The 17,115-nt window shown below is 72.5% G+C and carries 13 protein-coding genes and 1 pseudogene; 8 read left to right on the top strand and 6 right to left on the bottom strand.

Annotation, left to right across the window (positions count from 1 at the left end):
- Positions 1 to 86: 86 nt before the first annotated feature.
- A complete protein-coding gene (locus ACZ63F_RS24115; protein ID WP_469713616.1) occupies positions 87 to 773 on the top strand; it encodes a glycoside hydrolase family 75 protein in 687 nt (228 codons plus the stop codon).
- Positions 774 to 804: 31 nt separating this feature from the next.
- Here ACZ63F_RS24115 and ACZ63F_RS24110 read toward each other — a convergent pair whose 3' ends face one another.
- Positions 805 to 1,566 carry an SDR family NAD(P)-dependent oxidoreductase gene (locus ACZ63F_RS24110; protein ID WP_469713614.1) on the bottom strand — a complete coding sequence of 254 codons (762 nt, stop codon included), beginning with the start codon at positions 1,564 to 1,566 and terminating at the stop codon, positions 805 to 807.
- A gap of 164 nt (positions 1,567 to 1,730) precedes the next feature.
- On the opposite strand from ACZ63F_RS24110, the gene ACZ63F_RS24105 reads away from it, so the two are divergent.
- Positions 1,731 to 2,366 carry a TetR/AcrR family transcriptional regulator gene (locus ACZ63F_RS24105; protein ID WP_352367308.1) on the top strand — a complete coding sequence of 212 codons (636 nt, stop codon included), beginning with the start codon at positions 1,731 to 1,733 and terminating at the stop codon, positions 2,364 to 2,366.
- Here ACZ63F_RS24105 and ACZ63F_RS24100 read toward each other — a convergent pair.
- Positions 2,363 to 6,433 carry a discoidin domain-containing protein gene (locus ACZ63F_RS24100; RefSeq protein ID WP_469713613.1) on the bottom strand — a complete coding sequence of 1,357 codons (4,071 nt, stop codon included), beginning with the start codon at positions 6,431 to 6,433 and terminating at the stop codon, positions 2,363 to 2,365. The two genes, ACZ63F_RS24105 and ACZ63F_RS24100, sit on opposite strands and share 4 nt — an antisense overlap.
- 468 nt (positions 6,434 to 6,901) lie before the next feature.
- Between ACZ63F_RS24100 and ACZ63F_RS24095 the strand changes: the two genes are divergently transcribed.
- A complete protein-coding gene (locus tag ACZ63F_RS24095) occupies positions 6,902 to 8,332 on the top strand; it encodes a cytochrome ubiquinol oxidase subunit I (RefSeq protein ID WP_469713612.1) in 1,431 nt (476 codons plus the stop codon).
- On the top strand, positions 8,332 to 9,366 hold the full coding sequence (locus tag ACZ63F_RS24090) for a cytochrome d ubiquinol oxidase subunit II (RefSeq protein ID WP_469713968.1): 1,035 nt from the start codon (positions 8,332 to 8,334) through the stop codon (positions 9,364 to 9,366). Before ACZ63F_RS24095 ends, ACZ63F_RS24090 begins: the two co-directional genes overlap by 1 nt.
- A gap of 55 nt (positions 9,367 to 9,421) precedes the next feature.
- Here the strand turns inward: ACZ63F_RS24090 and ACZ63F_RS24085 are convergent, their stop codons facing one another.
- Genes ACZ63F_RS24085 through dhaK form a run of 3 tightly spaced genes read right to left on the bottom strand, consistent with a single transcriptional unit; the run spans position 9,422 to position 11,476 of the window.
- Positions 9,422 to 9,832 carry a PTS-dependent dihydroxyacetone kinase phosphotransferase subunit DhaM gene (locus tag ACZ63F_RS24085; protein ID WP_382718618.1) on the bottom strand — a complete coding sequence of 137 codons (411 nt, stop codon included), beginning with the start codon at positions 9,830 to 9,832 and terminating at the stop codon, positions 9,422 to 9,424.
- Complete coding sequence (dhaL, locus tag ACZ63F_RS24080) at positions 9,825 to 10,424, bottom strand: dihydroxyacetone kinase subunit DhaL (protein WP_457687166.1); 600 nt, start codon at positions 10,422 to 10,424, stop codon at positions 9,825 to 9,827. The genes ACZ63F_RS24085 and dhaL overlap by 8 nt, the downstream gene beginning before the upstream one ends.
- A 59-nt stretch (positions 10,425 to 10,483) precedes the next feature.
- Positions 10,484 to 11,476: a dihydroxyacetone kinase subunit DhaK gene (dhaK, locus tag ACZ63F_RS24075; RefSeq protein ID WP_469713610.1), complete on the bottom strand. Its 993-nt coding sequence runs from the start codon at positions 11,474 to 11,476 to the stop codon at positions 10,484 to 10,486.
- Between the two features lie 605 nt (positions 11,477 to 12,081).
- On the opposite strand from dhaK, the pseudogene ACZ63F_RS24070 reads away from it, so the two are divergent.
- Positions 12,082 to 12,317: pseudogene (locus ACZ63F_RS24070) on the top strand (aminotransferase class V-fold PLP-dependent enzyme); the annotation flags it as partial.
- Between the two features lie 24 nt (positions 12,318 to 12,341).
- Here the strand turns inward: ACZ63F_RS24070 and ACZ63F_RS24065 are convergent.
- Positions 12,342 to 13,082, bottom strand: a complete 741-nt coding sequence (locus ACZ63F_RS24065) for a dienelactone hydrolase family protein (protein WP_469713609.1) — start codon at positions 13,080 to 13,082, stop codon at positions 12,342 to 12,344.
- A 319-nt stretch (positions 13,083 to 13,401) separates the two neighbouring features.
- Here ACZ63F_RS24065 and ACZ63F_RS24060 point away from each other — a divergent pair, with 319 nt between their 5' ends.
- The 3 genes from ACZ63F_RS24060 (at position 13,402) to ACZ63F_RS24050 (ending at position 17,115) form a co-directional block, all read left to right on the top strand.
- The gene (locus tag ACZ63F_RS24060) at positions 13,402 to 14,595 is read left to right on the top strand and encodes an amidohydrolase (RefSeq protein WP_469713608.1); all 1,194 of its coding nucleotides are present in this window, start codon (positions 13,402 to 13,404) and stop codon (positions 14,593 to 14,595) included.
- 135 nt (positions 14,596 to 14,730) lie between these two features.
- The gene (locus tag ACZ63F_RS24055; protein WP_469713607.1) at positions 14,731 to 16,194 is read left to right on the top strand and encodes an aminotransferase class I/II-fold pyridoxal phosphate-dependent enzyme; all 1,464 of its coding nucleotides are present in this window, start codon (positions 14,731 to 14,733) and stop codon (positions 16,192 to 16,194) included.
- 516 nt (positions 16,195 to 16,710) lie between these two features.
- The gene (locus ACZ63F_RS24050; protein WP_469713606.1) at positions 16,711 to 17,115 is read left to right on the top strand and encodes a hypothetical protein; all 405 of its coding nucleotides are present in this window, start codon (positions 16,711 to 16,713) and stop codon (positions 17,113 to 17,115) included.

The following is a 17,115-nucleotide window of genomic DNA, read 5'->3' as shown; positions in this document are numbered from 1 at the left end:
CAGCCTCCATGTGCTGGCCCGGCCGCCGGACCCGCACCATCTTGTTCCGGGTGACTCCATGTCCCCCACGAAAAGGGTCCCTCATCGTGCGTGTCCAGTCGCTGACGCTGGCCGCGGCCGGCGCCACCCTGCTCGCCCCGGCCACACTGCCCGCCCCCGCCGCCTCGTACGCGGCCCCCGGTGTCCGGCACCGGATCTCCGCCACCGACCTGCTGGCCAGGGTGCGGGAGTGCACCCAGGTCTCCAGGGGCCGCTTCCGCTCCGATGCCAACACCGCCGCCACCGTCCCCGTGTGCGGCACCCGGCAGGCCGTCTTCTGGAAGGCCGACCTCGACATCGACTGCGACGGCCAGCGCACCGCCCACTGCAACCGCGCCGCCGACCCGGCGTTCACCGCCGCCACCGCCTACCAGCAGTCCAACGGGCGTCAGCTCAACGCCGAGAAACTGCCCTACGTCGTCGTACCCGGCCCCAGCCGTCGCTGGAACCACCGGAAGTCCGGTGTCCGGGGCGGTGCGATCGCCGCGGTCATCTACAAGGGCCGGGTCCAGTACGCCGTCGTCGGCGACACCGGACCGCGTGACATCATCGGCGAGGCCTCCTACGCCACCGCGAAGGCGCTCGGCGTGAACCCCGACCCGCGCGTCGGCGGGGTGGCGTCCGGCGTCACCTACATCGTCTTCAAGGACTCGGCGATCCGGCCCATCGAGGACCGCGAGGCGGCGGAGGCGGAGGGGGAGCGGCTGGCGGAACAGTTCACCGGGGGCGGCTGACCCGGGGACCCGGCCGCCCCTGCGGTGCGGGTCAGACGGCCGCCCAGCCGTTGTCCACCGGCAGGATCGCGCCGTTGATGTTGCTCGCCGCGTCCGAGGCCAGGAACACGATCGCCGCCGCCTGCTCCTCGGGCTCGGAGACCTGGCCCACGTTGCCGAAGTACGGTCCGAGCGCGGCCGGCCCGTGCGCACCGTCCTCCAGGTCGACCTGGATGCCGGTCCTGGTGCCGCCGGGAGCGATCGCGTTGGCCCTGATGCCCTGGTTGCGGTACATCACCGCCAGGTTCTTGGTCAGGCCGACGACGCCGTGCTTCGAGGCCGTGTAGGCGGCGCCCGCCGCGCTGCCGCGCAGGCCGGCCTCGGAGGCGGTGTTGACGATCGCGCCCCGGCCCGCGGCCAGCATGTGCGGCAGCACCGCCCGGGTGAGCAGGAACGGCGCGGTGAGGTTGACCCGTATCACCCGCTCCCACTCCGCGTCGCTGACATCCGCCAGCGCGGACATCCGGTCCATGATCCCGGCGTTGTTCACCAGGACGTCCACCCCGCCGAACCGCTCCACCGCGGTCGCCACCACCTCGTCCACCACGGACTGCTCGCCGAGGTCACCGGTGACGGCCACGGCCGTACCGCCCGCCTCCTCGATCTCCGCCACCGCCGAGCCCGCGGCCTCGGCGTTCAGGTCGGCGACCAGGACCCGGGCCCCCTCCCTGGCGAAGGCCAGGGCGGCGGCCCGGCCGATCCCCGATCCCGCGCCGGTGACGATGACGCCGCGCCCGTCGAGTCCGCTGGCCATGTGGTGCTCCCATCAGGTGGTTCAAGGGCGCTCGGCGCCCGGTGCGGCACACACCATACGACTTAATGTCTGCGAGTGACATAAAGTCGTGGCCTGAATTTTCCGTCACCCCGCCGCCTCGGGGACAATCTCGGTGCAGCGGCAGACCGGCACGGGAGGGACAGATGACCGCAGGGGGACGCACGGGACGCCCGCCCCTGACCGAGGAGCGCAAGGCCGAGACCAGACTGGAGATCGCCCGCGCCGCGGTGGACCTGTTCGTCACGCAGGGGGTGTCCGCGACCACCGGCGAGCAGATCGGGCAGGCGGTCGGCGTCTCGGCGCGCACCGTGTGGCGCTACTTCCCGAGCAAGGAGGCCTGCGTGCGGCCGCTGTTCGCGGCCGGCATCGAAGCCGTCGCCGACTGCCTGCGCGCCTGGCGCCCCGGCCAGCCGCTGGAGGAGGCGTTCGAGGACGCCGTGCCGACCGACAGCCGGCTGGTGCGCAGTCCGGACCGCGCCACCATGGGTGCCCTGGTCCGGCTGACCCGCGACGAGCCGGGCCTGCGCGCGGAGTGGCTGCAGTCCTACGACGAGGCCGAACCGGCGTTCGCCCGCGCCCTCGCCGAACGCTCCGGGCTGCCCGCCGACGGCCTGCGGCCCACCATCCAGGCGGCCATGTTCAACGCGGCCCTGCGCGCGGCCGTCGAGCACTACGCCTGGCGCGTCGCCGACGAGACCACGGACCCCGCCACGGCGGAGGCCGAGCTCACGGCGACCATGCGCTCGGCCCTCGCGGTGGCGGCGGAGGGGCTCGCCTAGGGACGGCTGTTGTACGCCGCCGCCCGCAGCGCCGGGCGGCCCGCGGACAGGGCCCGCGACGGCCAGGACACGGTGACCGTCTGTGCTTCTCCGGGCAGCAGCCACAGGTAGTTGTGGCTGTAGAGCGTCGGCAGCACGCGGTCACCGTTCGCCTCGTCCACCAGGGACAGCCGGACCATGGCGGCGACGGCCGAGCCGCGGTTGCGGACGGTGGCCGTCAGCGTGCGCCGGTCTCCGGACCGGGACGGCTGCCCTGCCGAGACGGACACGTTCACCCGCGGGGCCTTGCCGAGTGCCTGGAGGTCGGCGGGGTCGCGGTGACGCCAGTACGTGTTGCGCGACAGCTCCCTGCCGTCCGCGTCCGCCAGGGTCAGCCGCAGCAGGTGCAGGTCGGGCAGGTCGTCGGTCCATCCTGCGGTGAACGCCTCGGCGGTGGCGGCCCGTGCCACGTCCACCTGTGCGGTCCGGCCGCTGCCGAGCTGCCGGCCGGACAGGTCGTACAGCCGGGCGGTGACGGTGGCGCCGTGCAGGTCCGCGCGGGTGTGGTTGACCGCGAGGACCCGCCACTGCACCGGATCGGCCTGGACGTGCAGCGGCTCGCAGGCCGAACGGGCGCCGTAGTACGTGCCGTTGACGTCGAAGTCGTAGTCGTAGGTCTGCCAGACGGTGCTGTGCCAGGCCGGGTGGGACATCCACAGCATCAAACCGGTGGCGTTGTCCCAGAGGTTGGCGTTCCAGGCCTCGAACATCGCGCGGGTGTTCTCGAAGTTGACGAACTGCGCCTTGCGGGCGAAGTCGTCCAGGTCGGTGGCCGCGCCCAGGCGGGTCTCGACGGCCGCCCTGTAGTTCTGCGGCGCCTGGTTCCCGTGCTCGCTCCAGTCGTGGTAGTACCAGGCGCCGCCGATGGGCCACTCCGGCTCGTCGCCCGTCAGGTTGCGCAGGCTCGCCGCTGTGGAGACGACCGGCATGCCGATCTCGGTGTGGAAGCCGAAGTCCTTGCTGCCGTAGGTGGCGGGGTCGAAGTACTTCTCCGGCTCCACCCACCCGTAGGGCCCGCCGCCCGTGACGATGCCGCCCGCCGAGTTGTTCTGGTACAGCAGCCCCGGTACCTGCTGCTCGACGGCCTCGCGCATGCCCTGGTCGATCGCCGCCGGCGGGTTGCCCTCGTTCGCCCCGCACCAGACCGCGACACAGGGATGGATGCGGTACCGCAGCACCGTGTCCCGGGCGACCGAGTTGAAGGCGTCGTGGTCCGGCGGGTCCATGCCCCAGGCGTTCGGGAAGTCGTTCCAGACGAGGATGCCGTGCCGGTCGCACGCGGCGAAGAACTCCTCCCGGTCGCTGCTGCCGACCCAGTTGCGGATCATCGTGAAGTTCATGTCGCGGTGCATCCGCACCGCCGCGTCCATCCGCGCGGGGGGCATCCGGCGCAGCAGCTCGTCCCAGCCCCAGTTGCCGCCGCGGGCCAGCACCGGCACGCCGTTGACCGTGATCCGCAGCGGATCGGGGGCGTTCGACACGGACTTGACGTCGGTCCACCGCTCGCCGTCGGAGGACACCTGGATGACGTACGACTTCGGGTACGCCGTCTCCCAGACGATCGCCACCCGGTCGAAGGACTGCGCGGAACCCAGGTCCACCTGGATCCACTGGTGGTCCTCGTACTGCGAGGACCAGCGGGTGCCCTGGTCGCCGTCGGTGGCGTTCGAGGCGGGGTGGTCGGACTCCTCGGTGGAGGCCGTCGCCGTCCGGTTGAGGGCGAGGTCGGTGCCGGGGCTGCCGCTGTCGATGACGCCGAGCGACCACAGGGAGTTGCCCCAACTGGTGTTGCGCAGGCCGCAGTCGATGCGGACGTAGCGGGCGGTCTGCCGGTCGAAGTCCTCGACCTGGAGGCTGGCGTTGCCGTCGTTGAACGGCAGCGGCACGGCCGAGTTGTCCACCGCCTGGACGTCGGTCCACTCGGTGCCGTCGGCGGAGACCTGCACCACGAAGGTCCTCGCGTAGGCCCGCTCCCAGGTGAGGTCGACCTGGTCGAAGGACTGCGCCGAGCCCAGGTCGACGCTGATCCACTGGTCGTCCTCGTACGCCGAGGACCAGCGGGTGCCCGGGTCGCCGTCCGTCACGTTGGCCGGGCCGTGGTCGTCGCCGTCCGTGCTGGAGGCGTCGGCGGACGCGTGCAGGGCGAGGTCGATGGACTGCCGGGTGCTGTCCCGCACCGCCAGGGTCCACAGCGAACTGCCCCAGGAGGTGGCCCGGGTACGGCAGCTGACGCGGACGTGCCGGGCCTGCCGCCGGTCGAAGGTGACGGTCTGGGTGTACGCGTCGCCGGACGCGGTGAACGGCAGCGGCACCCGGTACTCGTAGCCGAACCGGCGGATGCCGAAGCGGGTGGTGCGCCGGTCGCTCTCGGCGCCGTCGACCGACGCGGTGAGCGTGAGGTCGTGCAGGTCCGGCTCGCCCACGCCGTTCGGCCACCACAGCCGGGGGTTGTGCAGCCGCAACTGCTTGAAGGCGTCCGGGGCGAAGACGACGTCCACGCTGCCACCGGCGGGCACGGCGACCGTCCTGGACACCCGGACGTCGCCGAACGCCGCGGTCACCGTCGCCGTGCGGTCCGCGGTGTCGGCGTTGCGGACGGGGACGACGACGGTCAGCTCGGCCACGGAGACGTCCGGCAGGTTCGGCAGGTCCGTGTCCACACGAGGGTCGCCGATGACGACCTGCCCGGTGGATCTGAGCCGGACGTGGTTCCAGATGCCCGCCGCGCGGTCGCGGACGGCCGGCATCCAGTCCCAGCCCGAAGCGGCCAGGTAGGTGGGGGAGTTGAGGTTCATCTGCCCGGCGCCCGCGTCCACCCACGACTCGCCGAGGGGGCCCTTGTCGCCGGGGCTGCCGGGCACGGGCATCGGCGTGATCCGCACGGCCAGCGCGTTCGCGCCGTCCGTGGCGAGCAGCCGGGTCACGTCGTGCGAGGAACGGGCGAACGGGTAGGTCAGGCCGCCGACATGCTCGCCGTTCAGCCAGATGTCGGCCGTGTGGTTGACGCCGTCGAACTCCAGCCAGATCCGGCGGCCGGCCCCCGTGCGCAGGCCCCGCGGCAGCTCGAAGTCCCGCTTGTACCACCAGGAGTGCCGGGACAGCGCCTCGGGGATGCGCAGGTTGTTCAGGCCGGACACCGGGTCGGGCAGTCTGCCCTGGTCCACGAGGGAGCCCAGGACGGTACCGGGGACGGTGGCGGGCAGCCAGCCGCTCGTGTCGACGCCGGACGTCGACAGACCCGCACCGTCCGCGCCGGCCCAGTCGTCCAGGGTGAGCCGCCAGCCCGACTCCACCGGCACGGTGCCGTCGTCGGCCACCGTCAGCGCGGGCGCCGCGACGTGCCGGGTGCCCCAGTCGGTCCAGCCGCTCGCCGCGGGGCGGTGCCCCTCGGGGGTGCCGTACACCTCGAAGGAGTTGAGGCCCAGCGGCAGCGGGCTGGAACGCCTGCGGCACGTCATCCGCACCCAGCGCGCCGCGACCGGCCGGGGCAGCTGGACGTCCACCACACCGCCGGTGCCGGCGGTCGTGCGGTGGACGCTCGTCCAGGACTTCTGGTCGAGGGACGTCTCGACCAGGAAGTCGAGCGCGTAGCTCGACAGGATCTCCTTGCCGGTGGTGCCGTCGGCGGGGTTTCCGGTGGCAGGGGGCGTGAACACCGGGTCGGCGGCGTCGGCTTCGAAGGTCAGGCGGATCCGGGTGACCTCGCAGGCCGCCTGCAGGTCCACTGCGATCCACTGCGGGTCGCCGTCCCCGGCCCGCCAGCCGCTGCCCCGCACACCGGGTGCGGTGAGGCCGTCGACGGCGAAGGACCCCGGAGTGGCGGCGTAGGCGGTCGAGGAGACCGAGACGGGCCGGTAGAGGGCGAGTTCACGAGGCGCGGTGGGCTGGGCCTGCGGGCCGGCGGAGGCGGCGGCCTGTGCGGGCACCGGGAGTACCGTGCCGAGTCCGAACCCGGCGAGCAGGGTGGAGCCCGTGGCGACTATGGAACGCCGCGACGGTCTGCGCGACGGAACCGGCTGATCGGTCATGATTCTGACGTCCCATCAGAAAGCGGCGGAGCGGACCGAATCGGCTCCGGGTACTCCGCCTCGAGCACAATGACAACGTTGCCAAAGGCTGTGTCGCCGCGAGCCTCCTGTCAATACCTGAGGCGTGGATCGACAGCTGTCCGGCAGGTGCGCGGTCGCGGCGATGCGGGTGAGGGGTGCGGTCGGTTTGGTTCGCGTACGTGAAGTGGGTGTCGGTGGAGGGGTGGGGCCGGACCTCCGGCAGGCCGTGCGCGGGCCCGGCCCGGATGCGGCGCCGGGTCGTCCGATGGGGTGGCGGTCACCGAGGTGACGGAGCGACAGCACGCGAAGCGGGTACACCAAGCCGGAGCGACGGACTTCGTGCAACCCGGCGGTGGTCGAGGCGATGACAGTTACAGACGTGAACGAGCCCGGCCGCAGGACGCCCGGCGCGTCGGGCCGTCGGCGTGCCGAAGGACGGCTCGCGCCGTGACGGACACGCTGGACGTGCTCGCGCGCTGCCTGGCCGCGGCCGGCGATCCGCCGCAGCTCCTTCCAGCCCGCCAGCAGATGGCCTTCACTCTGGGGTTCCACATCATCCTGGTGCCCTTCGGTGTCGCGCTCACCACGCTGATGCTCGTCGCCAACCACCGCGGCCTGCGCCGGGGGGACGCCGATGCCCTGCTGCTGGCGCGGCGCTGGTCCAAGGTCGCCGCCGTGCTGTTCGCCGTCGGCGCCATCACCGGCACCGTCCTCTCCTTCGAACTGGGCATCCTCTGGCCCGGCCTGATGGGCCGGTACGGCGCGGCCTTCGGCTTCCCCTTCGCGATCGAGGGGTTGTTCTTCTTCCTCGAAGCGATCTTCGTGTCGATCTACATCTACGGCTGGGACCGGCTCTCGCCGTGGGCACACTTCTGGACCGGGGTCCCGGTGGCGCTGTCCAGCATCGGGGGCGCGGCCGCCGTGATCGCGGCCAACAGCTGGATGAACCAGCCCGGCGGATTCACGCTGCGCGGCGGCCGGGTCGTCGCCGTACGGCCCGCCCAGGTCTTCTTCAACGGGGCCTTCTGGTGGGAGTTCCTGCACATGCTGCTGGCCGCCTACATCGTCGCGGGCTTCGTGGTGGCGAGCGTCTACGCGGTGGGCATGCTGCGGGGCCGGACGTCCCGCTACCACCGCACCGGCTTCCTCGTCGGCTTCGTCACCGCCGCCGTGGCGCTGCCCCTCCAGGTCGTCGTGGGGGACACCATCGCCCGGTACGTCTTCCAGTCGGAGCCCGCCAAGTTCGCGGCCGTCGAACTGCTGCCGGCCACCGGCACCCATGTTCCCGAGACCCTGGGCGGCGTCCTCGTCGACGGCCGTGTCCGGTACGGGATCCCCGTGCCCGACATGGCGTCCCTGCTCGCCGGGTTCCGGCCCGCCACCCGCATCCTCGGGCTCGACACGATCCCGGACCGGGTACGCCCGTCCGACGAGGCCGTCAGCACCGTCCACCTCGCCTTCGACGTCATGGTGGGGCTGTCCTTCGCCCTGCTCGCGCTGGCCGTGTGGTTCCTCTGGCTGTGGTGGCGCCGGCATCCGCTCGCGCAGCAGCGCTGGTTCCTGCGCTGTTGCGCGGTCAGCGGTCTCGCCGCGCTGGCGTGCCTGGAGACCGGCTGGATCGTCACCGAGGTCGGCCGCCAGCCCTGGACGGTCGTCGGGTACCTCCTGACCCGGGACGCGGCGACCACCCGGGGCAACCTGTGGTTCCTCTTCGCCGCGGTCCTCGTCATCTACGTGGCCGTGGGGGCCGGCGCCGTCACCGTGCTCCTGTCGATGAAACGCCGGTGGGAGGCCGAGGGCGACGACAGTGTGGCCGTCCCCTACGGACCCGGCTCCGGCTCCGATGCGGCCGGCCTGCCCGCGGGAGCCGGGAAGTGATCGCGAACCTCGTCGCCGTCTTCCTGTTCATCGGCGTCATCGCCTACAGCCTGCTGGGCGGCGCCGACTTCGGTGCGGGCTTCTGGGACCTGACCGCGGGCGGAGCCGAGCGGGGCCGGCGGCCGCGGCATCTGATCGACACCTCGCTCGGCCCGGTGTGGGAGGCCAACCACACGTGGCTGATCTACTGCCTGGTGTTCCTGTGGTCGGGCTTCCCCACCGCGTTCACCGCCATCACCACCACGCTGTACCTGCCCCTGGGCATCGCCGCCCTGGGCATCGTCCTGCGCGGCGCCGGCTTCGCCTTCCGCAAGGCCACGCTGCGCACCCGTGAGCAACGCGTGTACGGCGCGGCGTTCGCGGCGTCCTCCGTGCTGACGCCCTACTGCTTCGGTTCCATCGCCGGTGGGATCGCCTCAGGACGGGTGCCCACGGGGGGCGACGGCGACGCCGTCGGCAGCTGGCTGAACCCCACGTCGGCGCTCGGCGGCGTGCTGGCCGTTCTGGTCTGCGCCTACCTCGCCGCCGTCTACCTGAACGCCGCCGCCCGGCAGCAGGGCGCTCCGGCTCTGCAGCGCTACTTCCGCGACCGTGCCCTGCTCGCCTCGGTGCTGACCGGGGCCGTCAGCATCGCGGGCATCTTCGTCCTCCGGCAGGACGCCCCCCGCCTCTTCCACCAGCTCAGCCACCGCGCCCTGGCACTCGTCGTGCTCGCGGCACTCTGCGGCATCGCCACCGTGCTCCTGCTGCTCCGCGACCGCAGGACGGGGCTGCGCGTGCTCACCACCGCGGCGGTCGCGCTGGTCGTCCTCGGCTGGGGCGTCGCCCAGTACCCCTACCTCCTCGGCACCCACCTGCGGATCGACGCCGCGGCCTCACCGGACGCGACCCTCAAGGTGACCATCGGCGTGGCGATCGTCGCGGGGCTCCTCATCTTCCCCTCCGTCGGGCTCCTTCTCCTGCTCGCCGGACGGGGACGGCTCCGGCCGGCGGCGCAGGAGGACCTGCCCGGCCCGTCATCCCGCGACTCCTGAACCCGGCCGGCGTCACCTCCGAGACCCGCGGGATCCCACCGCGACCTGCGTGCGCTCAGACCTTCCGGTAGGTGTACGCCTCGGCTGCCGCCGCCTCCACGGCGTCGAGGCCCGCCCCGGTGCTCGCCGTGACCACCGCGGCCACCGCGCCCTCGACGAACGGCGCGTCCACCAGGCGGGTGCCGTCCGGGAGTTCGTCGCCCTCGGCGAGCAGCGCCTTGACCGTGAGCACCGCGCTGCCCAGGTCGGTGAGGACGGCGACCCCCGCCCCCCGGTCCACGGACGCGGCAGCGGCGGCGATCAGCTCGGCGCTGGTGCCGAGGCCGCCGCCCTCGGTGCCGCCCGCCGGGGCGACCGGCACCGCCGCGGCACCGCCCGCCAGCCCCTTGGCCAGCTCCGCGACGGACGCCGCGACCTCCGCGCTGTGCGACACGAGTACGATCCCGACCAGCTCGCCGTCACTCACCGGCCGCCTCCGCGAGTCCCGCGACGAGCAGCGCCGACGAGGTGGCCCCCGGGTCCTGGTGGCCGATGCTGCGCTCACCGAGGTAGCTCGCCCGGCCCTTGCGGGCCTGCAGCGGGATCGTCGCCTCGGCGCCCTGCTCGGCGGCGGCCCGCGCCGCACCGAAGCCGTCGCCGAGCGCGTCGACCGCCGGCACCAGGGCGTCGATCATCGTCTTGTCCCCGGGCGCGGCCCCGCCGAGCGCCATGACCTTGTCCACCCCGGCCCGCAGCGCCTCGGCCAGCTGGGCCTCACTGACCTCGGCCGCGTCGCCGAGCGCCTTGCCGGTGCTGCGCAGCAGCGTGCCGTACAGCGGCCCGGAGGCGCCGCCCACCGTGGAGATCAGCTGCCGTCCGGCGAGCGTCAGGACGGCGCCCGGGGTGGCGGGCGCGTCCTTCTCCAGCGCGGCGGTCACCGCCTTGAACCCGCGCTGGAGGTTGCTGCCGTGGTCGGCGTCCCCGATGGGCGAGTCGAGGGCGGTGAGCCGCTCCGCCTCGCGGTCGACGGAGGCGGCGGTCGCCGCCATCCAGCGGCGGAAGAAGTCGGCGTCGAGCACTGGATCTCCTTGCGTAGCGGTACGGACGCGGGTCGGTGCCGGTCGGTGTCGTGCCTTCCTCACATGCCCCAGCGCAGGGCCGGTGTCCGCACCGGCGCGTCCCACAGCCGCAGCAGTTCCTCGTCGACCTGGCAGAGCGTGACCGAGGCACCGGCCATGTCCAGAGAGGTGACGTAGTTGCCGACCAGTGTGCGGGCCACGCTCACCCCGCGCTCGGCGAGCACCCGCTGCACCTCGGCGTTGAACCCGTACAGCTCGAGGAGCGGGGTCGCGCCCATGCCGTTGACCAGGACGAGGACCGGGTCGCGCGGGGGCATGTCCTCCAGGACGGCGTTGACCGCGAAGTCGGCGATCTCGCCGGACGTCATCATGGCGCGCCGCTCCCGGCCCGGCTCGCCGTGGATACCGATGCCCAACTCCAGCTCGCCCGGCGGCAGATCGAAGGTCGGGGTGCCCTTGGCCGGGGTGGTGACGGCGCTCAGCGCGACACCGAAGCTGCGGGAGTTCTCGTTCACCCTGCGCCCGACGGCCTCCACCCGCTCCAGCGGCTGCCCCTCGGCGGCGGCCGCACCGGCGATCTTCTCGACGAACAGGGTGGCGCCGGTGCCGCGCCGGCCCGCAGTGTAGAGACTGTCGGTGACGGCCACGTCGTCGTTGACGAGCACCTTCGCCACCTGGATGCCCTCGTCCTCGGCGAGTTCGGCGGCCATGTCGAAGTTGAGCACGTCACCGGTGTAGTTCTTCACGATGAACAGCACACCGGCGCCGCTGTCCACGGCCGCGGCGGCCCGGGCCATCTGGTCGGGGACGGGGGACGTGAACACCTCGCCCGGACAGGCCGCCGACAGCATCCCGGGGCCCACGAACCCACCGTGCAGCGGCTCGTGGCCGGAACCGCCGCCCGAGACCAGCGCGACCTGCCCCGCGACGGGTGCGTCCCGCCGTACGATCACCCGGTTCTCCACGTCCACGGCGAGGTCGGGATGCGCCGCCGCCATGCCCCGCAGCGCGTCCGCCACCACGGTCTCCGGGACGTTGATCAGCATCTTCATGGGTGCCTCCTGGCGATGTTAGCAGATGGGCCTCTGACGTGAGTCATTGCTGGTCAGGACGGGTGAAGCCGATGTGCGATCTTGGCCGTTGGTGGCGGCTGCAAGCGGGTCCTGGCGGTCCAGATGCTGACTCGATGCCGACTTTCCTGATGAGGTGTCAGGTATCCGTGGGTGATCGGTGGCGGGTGCGGTTGTCATCCTGCTGTCGGCAGTATCGACCTTGCAGCAGCGAAGGTCACGCCGAGTGGAGCGGATGCCCGCGAATGACTTCTGGTGGCGTCGGCCGGTCGCAGTTCGGGGTCGGCACCGCGAGTGATCTTGAGGCGGATGCGAGACACGTCAGCCTGGCGATGCAGAGGCGAGAAACGATCCGGCTCATGTGGTGGCACCAGGCCAGGCCGGGCTCCACAGGGCGAGCGAGTGACGTGAGCGCCATCGACGAAAGACCTGGTCGGGCGATACTCGTAACGAATATCCCGAATATCCACCCCATACCCGGCGATCGGCCTTCGCAGCGCTGCTGACCCGGATGGGCCACCCCGACGTGCGCAGCCTCCCGGCGGCGTCATCGCCTGGCGGGACGCGGGCGCGCCGCTGATACGGGAATGAGCGTCGCGCATCGCGGCTTCGGGGAGGAGCGGGCCGAGGTGGCCTGGCAGCGCGAGATGCGGGAGCAGTTCCCCATCGTCACCGCGCACCCCGACCTGGCCTGCCTCGACAGCGCGGCCACACGCAGAAGCCGCGGGCGGTACTGGAAGCGGTCCAGTCGTATCTGACGACGTCGAACGCCGACGCGGGGCGGGGCACCCACCCGTGGGCCAACCGGCCCACGGGTACCGTCTGCTGGGGGTCTGACGGCCCGGCGTCACTTCAGGTGTCGGGTGAAGAACTGGGCCGCGGCGTCCCCGGCGAACTGCGGGACGCCGGTGTGCCCGCCCATATTGGCGTGCAGCGTCTTCTCCTCGGAGCCGAAGGCGTCGAACAGGTCCAGGGCCGCCTGCCGGTCGTTGCCTTCGTCGTCCCACTGCAGCAGGACGTGCAGAGGAATGGTGACCTGGCGGGCCTCCTCGAAGATGGCGCGAGGGACGAAACTCCCGGCGAACAGAACAGCAGCCGAGATGCGCGGCTCGACCACCGCCAGCCGGGTCCCGATGGAGATCACTCCCCCCGAGTACCCGACCGGGCCGCCGATCTCGGGCAGCGGCAGGAGGGCGTCCAAGACGGCCTGCCATTCCGGGACGGCGTGGTCGACCAGGGGGAGGACGAGGGCGTCGATTGTCTCGTCGCTGACCGGCTCGCCGGCCTCCATAGCCCGGCGCAGGCCGGCGCGGGCCTGCTCGGCGGCGGGCAGGCGGGGCCGGTCGCCGCTTCCGGGGAGCTCGATGGTGGCCGTGGCGAAGCCTTCCGCCGCGGAGTGCCGGGCTCGGGCCACCAGTCGGGGGTACGTCTTGCGCAGCCCGAGAGGAGGGGGGCCGAGCAGGATCAGCGGCGCCGGTGCGGAGGTGGATGCGGATCCGGGCGTCCACAGGATGCCTGGGATCTCGCCGAGGGTGAATTCGCGCTCGAGGACAGCGTCGTCGAGACGCCGTTCAGAAGTGAATCGCATGGTCGTGCCTTTCGGGAGTGCCATGGAACGGCGCTCCCGGACGACCTATCGCCCGACCGTGACCCCGGAGGGGAGCACCCATGTCGATACGTTCACGGGTACCACCTCCTCGCTCTCTTGCACGGCCTCCGGAAACGTAGCAGCGGCTGCCGTGGTTCCGCCAGCGGGTTTCGTGGAGGCTCCGTGGCCGAGCACCTGTGCCGGGCCTTTCGCCGCAACGACTGGCTGCGAGGCCGGAGTGTGGTCCGCGCGTACGGCGGAACCCGGATGCCCGAGGGCGCCGAGAAGGCGATCCCGACTCGCGGACCGCGGAGGATTCGTGACCCGGACAGCTGACGCCGTGTACCGGCGCATCCACGCTGAAGTCATCGGCCGGGCCGATGACTTGTGGCGGGTGGCGACGACGCTGCACGGTGATCCGGAACTCGCCTTCGCCGAACGGCGCGCCGCCGCCCTGCTGAGCGGTGAACTGCAGCACGCGGGTTTCCGGGTGCAGCAGGGCACCGCGGGCCTGCCCACGGCGTTCGTGGCCCGCGCGGGGGAGGGCCGGCCGGCGGTCGCGCTGCTGCTGGAGTACGACGCCCTGCCCGGGCTGGGGCATGCCTGCGGCCACAACCTGATCGCCGCCGCCGGCCTGGGAGCGGCGCTCGCCGCCCGCGCCGCGCTGCCCGTCGAGGAGGGATCGGTACTGGCCGTGGGCACCCCGGCCGAGGAGGGCGGCGGCGGGAAGGCCCTGGAGGCCGAGGCCGGGGTGTTCGACGACGTCGACGCCGCGCTCATGTTCCACCCGGGCGTCCACGACTGGGTACACGCGCCCCTCACGGCCCAGGAGCAGTACCGGGTCGGCTTCCACGGACGGGCCGCCCACCCCACGGGCAACCCCGAGGAGGGCATCGACGCCCTGGCGGCCCTCATCGAGTTGTTCAACGTGCTGTCCGCGCTGGGGCGCCGGCTGCCGGAGGCCTCCCACATCCAGGGCATCGTCACGCAGGGCGGCACGGCCACGAACCTCGTCCCCGCCTACGCGGAGGGCCTGTTCGGGCTCCGCGCCGCCACCACCACGGCGCTGGACGGCCTGGCCGAGCAGCTCGGCACCTGCGCCACCGGCGTGGCCCGGGCCACCGGCACGACCGTCACCGTCGAACGGGCCACGGTCCGCTACGAGCACTTCCGCGACAGCCGGCCCCTCTCCGACCGCTTCGCGGTGCACCTGGCCAGGGCGGGGGGCATCGCCCTGACACCGCCCGAGCCCGGCGTGTACCTGGGCTCGTCCGACATCGGGAACGTCAGCGGACGGGTTCCGGCCATCCACCCCTTCGTAGCGATCACGGACGAGAGCGGCTCCGACCACACCCCCGAGTTCGCCCTCGCCGCGGCGTCCGCGCGGGCCCGGGACGTCCTCCTCGCGGCCACGGAGGCACTGGCCTGCACGGCCGCGGACATCCTCGGCGACGTGAGGCTGCGCGAGTCGGCGTGGCAGGCGCACGGGTCGGCCGGCGCCGGCCGGCGCTGAGGTCCGCCCGTCCGCCGGACCGGCTTTTCCGCTGGTTGCAGGTCTGGTGCCAGGGGTACCCGTCGGGCCCGTGGCCCACGGCCCGGACGCACCCTGATGAGCGCGACACGGCGTGACATGGCTTGAGGAGGAAGGATGGACCACTCGCGAGCCCCCGTACTGGAGGCGCTGGCGGAGTTCCGGCGCCGTGGAGACGTGCCCTTCGGACCGCCCGGCCACAAGCAGGGCCGTGGCGTGGACCCGCGGGTCGCCGAGATCCTCGGCATGGACGTGTTCCGGTCCGACGTCCTCTCCCTCAACGGGCTGGACGACCGCCGGCAGTCCCAGAACGTGCTCGGCCACGCCCAGGAGCTGATGGCGGACGCGGTCGGCGCCGAGCAGACGTTCTTCTCCACCTGCGGCAGCTCGCTGTCGGTCAAGACCGCCATGCTCGCCGTCGCCGGCCCCGGCGAGAAGCTGCTGCTTTCCCGCAACGCCCACAAGTCCGTGATCGCCGGTGTCATCGTCAACGGTGTCGAGCCGATCTGGGTCCACCCCAAGTTCGACGGCGAACGGCATCTCGCCCATCCCCCGGAGCCCGACGACGTACGCGACCGGCTGCGTGAACATCCGGACGCCAAGGGGATGCTGCTGATCACCCCCACGGAGTGGGGGACGTGCGCCGACATCCGCGGCGTGGCCCACGTCTGCCACGAGTTCGGTGTCCCGCTGATAGTCGACGAGGCGTGGGGCGCCCACCTGCCGTTCCATCCCGACCTGCCGCCCTGGGGCATGGACGCCGAAGCGGATCTGGTCGTCACCAGCGTCCACAAGATGGGCAGCGCCGTCGAGCAGAGTTCCGTCTTCCACCTCCAGTACGACCGGGTGTCGCCCGAGGCCCTCAAGCAGCGCGAGGACCTGCTCGGCACCACCAGTGCCTCCTCTCTGGTGTACGCCTCCCTCGACGGCTGGCGACGGCAGATGGCCGAGCAGGGGCACGAGCTGCTGGAGGCGGCGCTGCACCGCGCCGGCCGGATCCGCGAGACGATCGCCGAGCTCCCCGGCGTGCGGCTGCTGGGCCAGGACGTCGTCGAGGAGGGGCACGCCGCGTCCTTCGACCCGCTGAAGCTCGTCATCGACGTACGGGGTCTGGGCATCAGCGGCATGCAGGCCGCCGAGTGGCTGCGGGCCGAGCGGCACGTCGATGTCGGAGGCTCCGACACCTGCCGTATCAGCGCCTCCGTCACCCACGCCGACGACGACGAGACCGAGAAGGTCCTGCTGGACTCCCTGCGCGCGCTCGTCGACGAGGCCGAGTCCTTCGAACGGCGGCCGTCGGTGCACCTGCCTCGCCCCGGGGCCCTCGAGCTGGAACAGGCGATGCTGCCGCGCGACGCGTTCTTCGCACCGGTCGACCACGTTCCGGCGGAACGGGCGGCAGGGCGCATCGCCGCCGAGATGATCAGCCCCTACCCGCCGGGCGTGCCCGCGGTCGCGCCCGGTGAGGTGATCACCGAGGAGGTACTCGACTACCTGCGCACCGGTGTGGACCACGGCGTCCTCATCCCCGACGCGTCGGACCCGTCGGTTCGCACCCTGCGGGTGGTGGCCCGCTCCTGAGAGCGGGCCCGGGCCGCAGCAGACATGATCCACCAGTTCTCCGGGCCGGCAGAAATCTTCCGGACGGGCCGGCGCGGCCGGCGTGCCGCCGCGTGTGCCGCACCCCGCCCGGATCCGGGCCGGTCTGCACGTCAGGGACTTCCGTGGCACCGGCCTCTACGTGCAGACGACGCCCTGGCCCCCTTCCTGGCACTGGGTCACCGACAACCCGCCACGGCGACCGAGGAGTTCGGCCGGTCCCGGCGGGACCTCTTCCGGCACCCTGCGGCGGCGCTGGCTGATCACTTCGCCGTGAGTTGACCCGGCCCGGCAGGCTCCTCGCGAGCAGGTTGCGCTGTGCGGGCGGGGCCGCCGGTGCCGGCCGGTGGTGAAGCGGCCTACACCACGGACCCGGGAGTGGGCTTCCTCGTGCCGGTGAGCGGGCGCCGGGATCGTGGAGGCGGGAGATCGGCCGAGGTCACAACGGACCCGCCGGTCGCACCGTCCCGCCGCATCCCTCTACCGAAGGACAGTTCCATGCACCCGCTCGCCCGTGTGAAGGCGTTCGTCTCCGATCTGCTGCTGTGGTCGTGCTTCGCCGGCGGACTGGCGGCGAGTTCCGCCTCCGGCGCCGTCCTCGACGGCACCCAAAAGGACGTCGCCACCTGTGTTGGTATCGGCGTCTCGCTCCTGACGGGCTCGCGCATCGCGAAGAAGCCGAGGATCAAGGCGTTCCTGGCACGGCGGGGCACACTCTGGTTCCTGTTCCTGTTCAACGGAGCCACCGCCGTCGCCCTGTACGTCGCCATGGACGGGGTGAAGGGGATCATGGGCGCCGCGTGCATGGGCCTGGTGTCCCTGGGCGCCGCCGGCGGCCTGCTCGCGAGCCGCCGCAAGCCGAAGCCGGGCAGGGTCAGGGCGGCCGACCAGCCCTGGTCCTGA

This window comes from Streptomyces sp. NPDC104761, from assembly GCF_055583445.1.
This window is presented reverse-complemented; position numbering and strand designations above follow the sequence as displayed.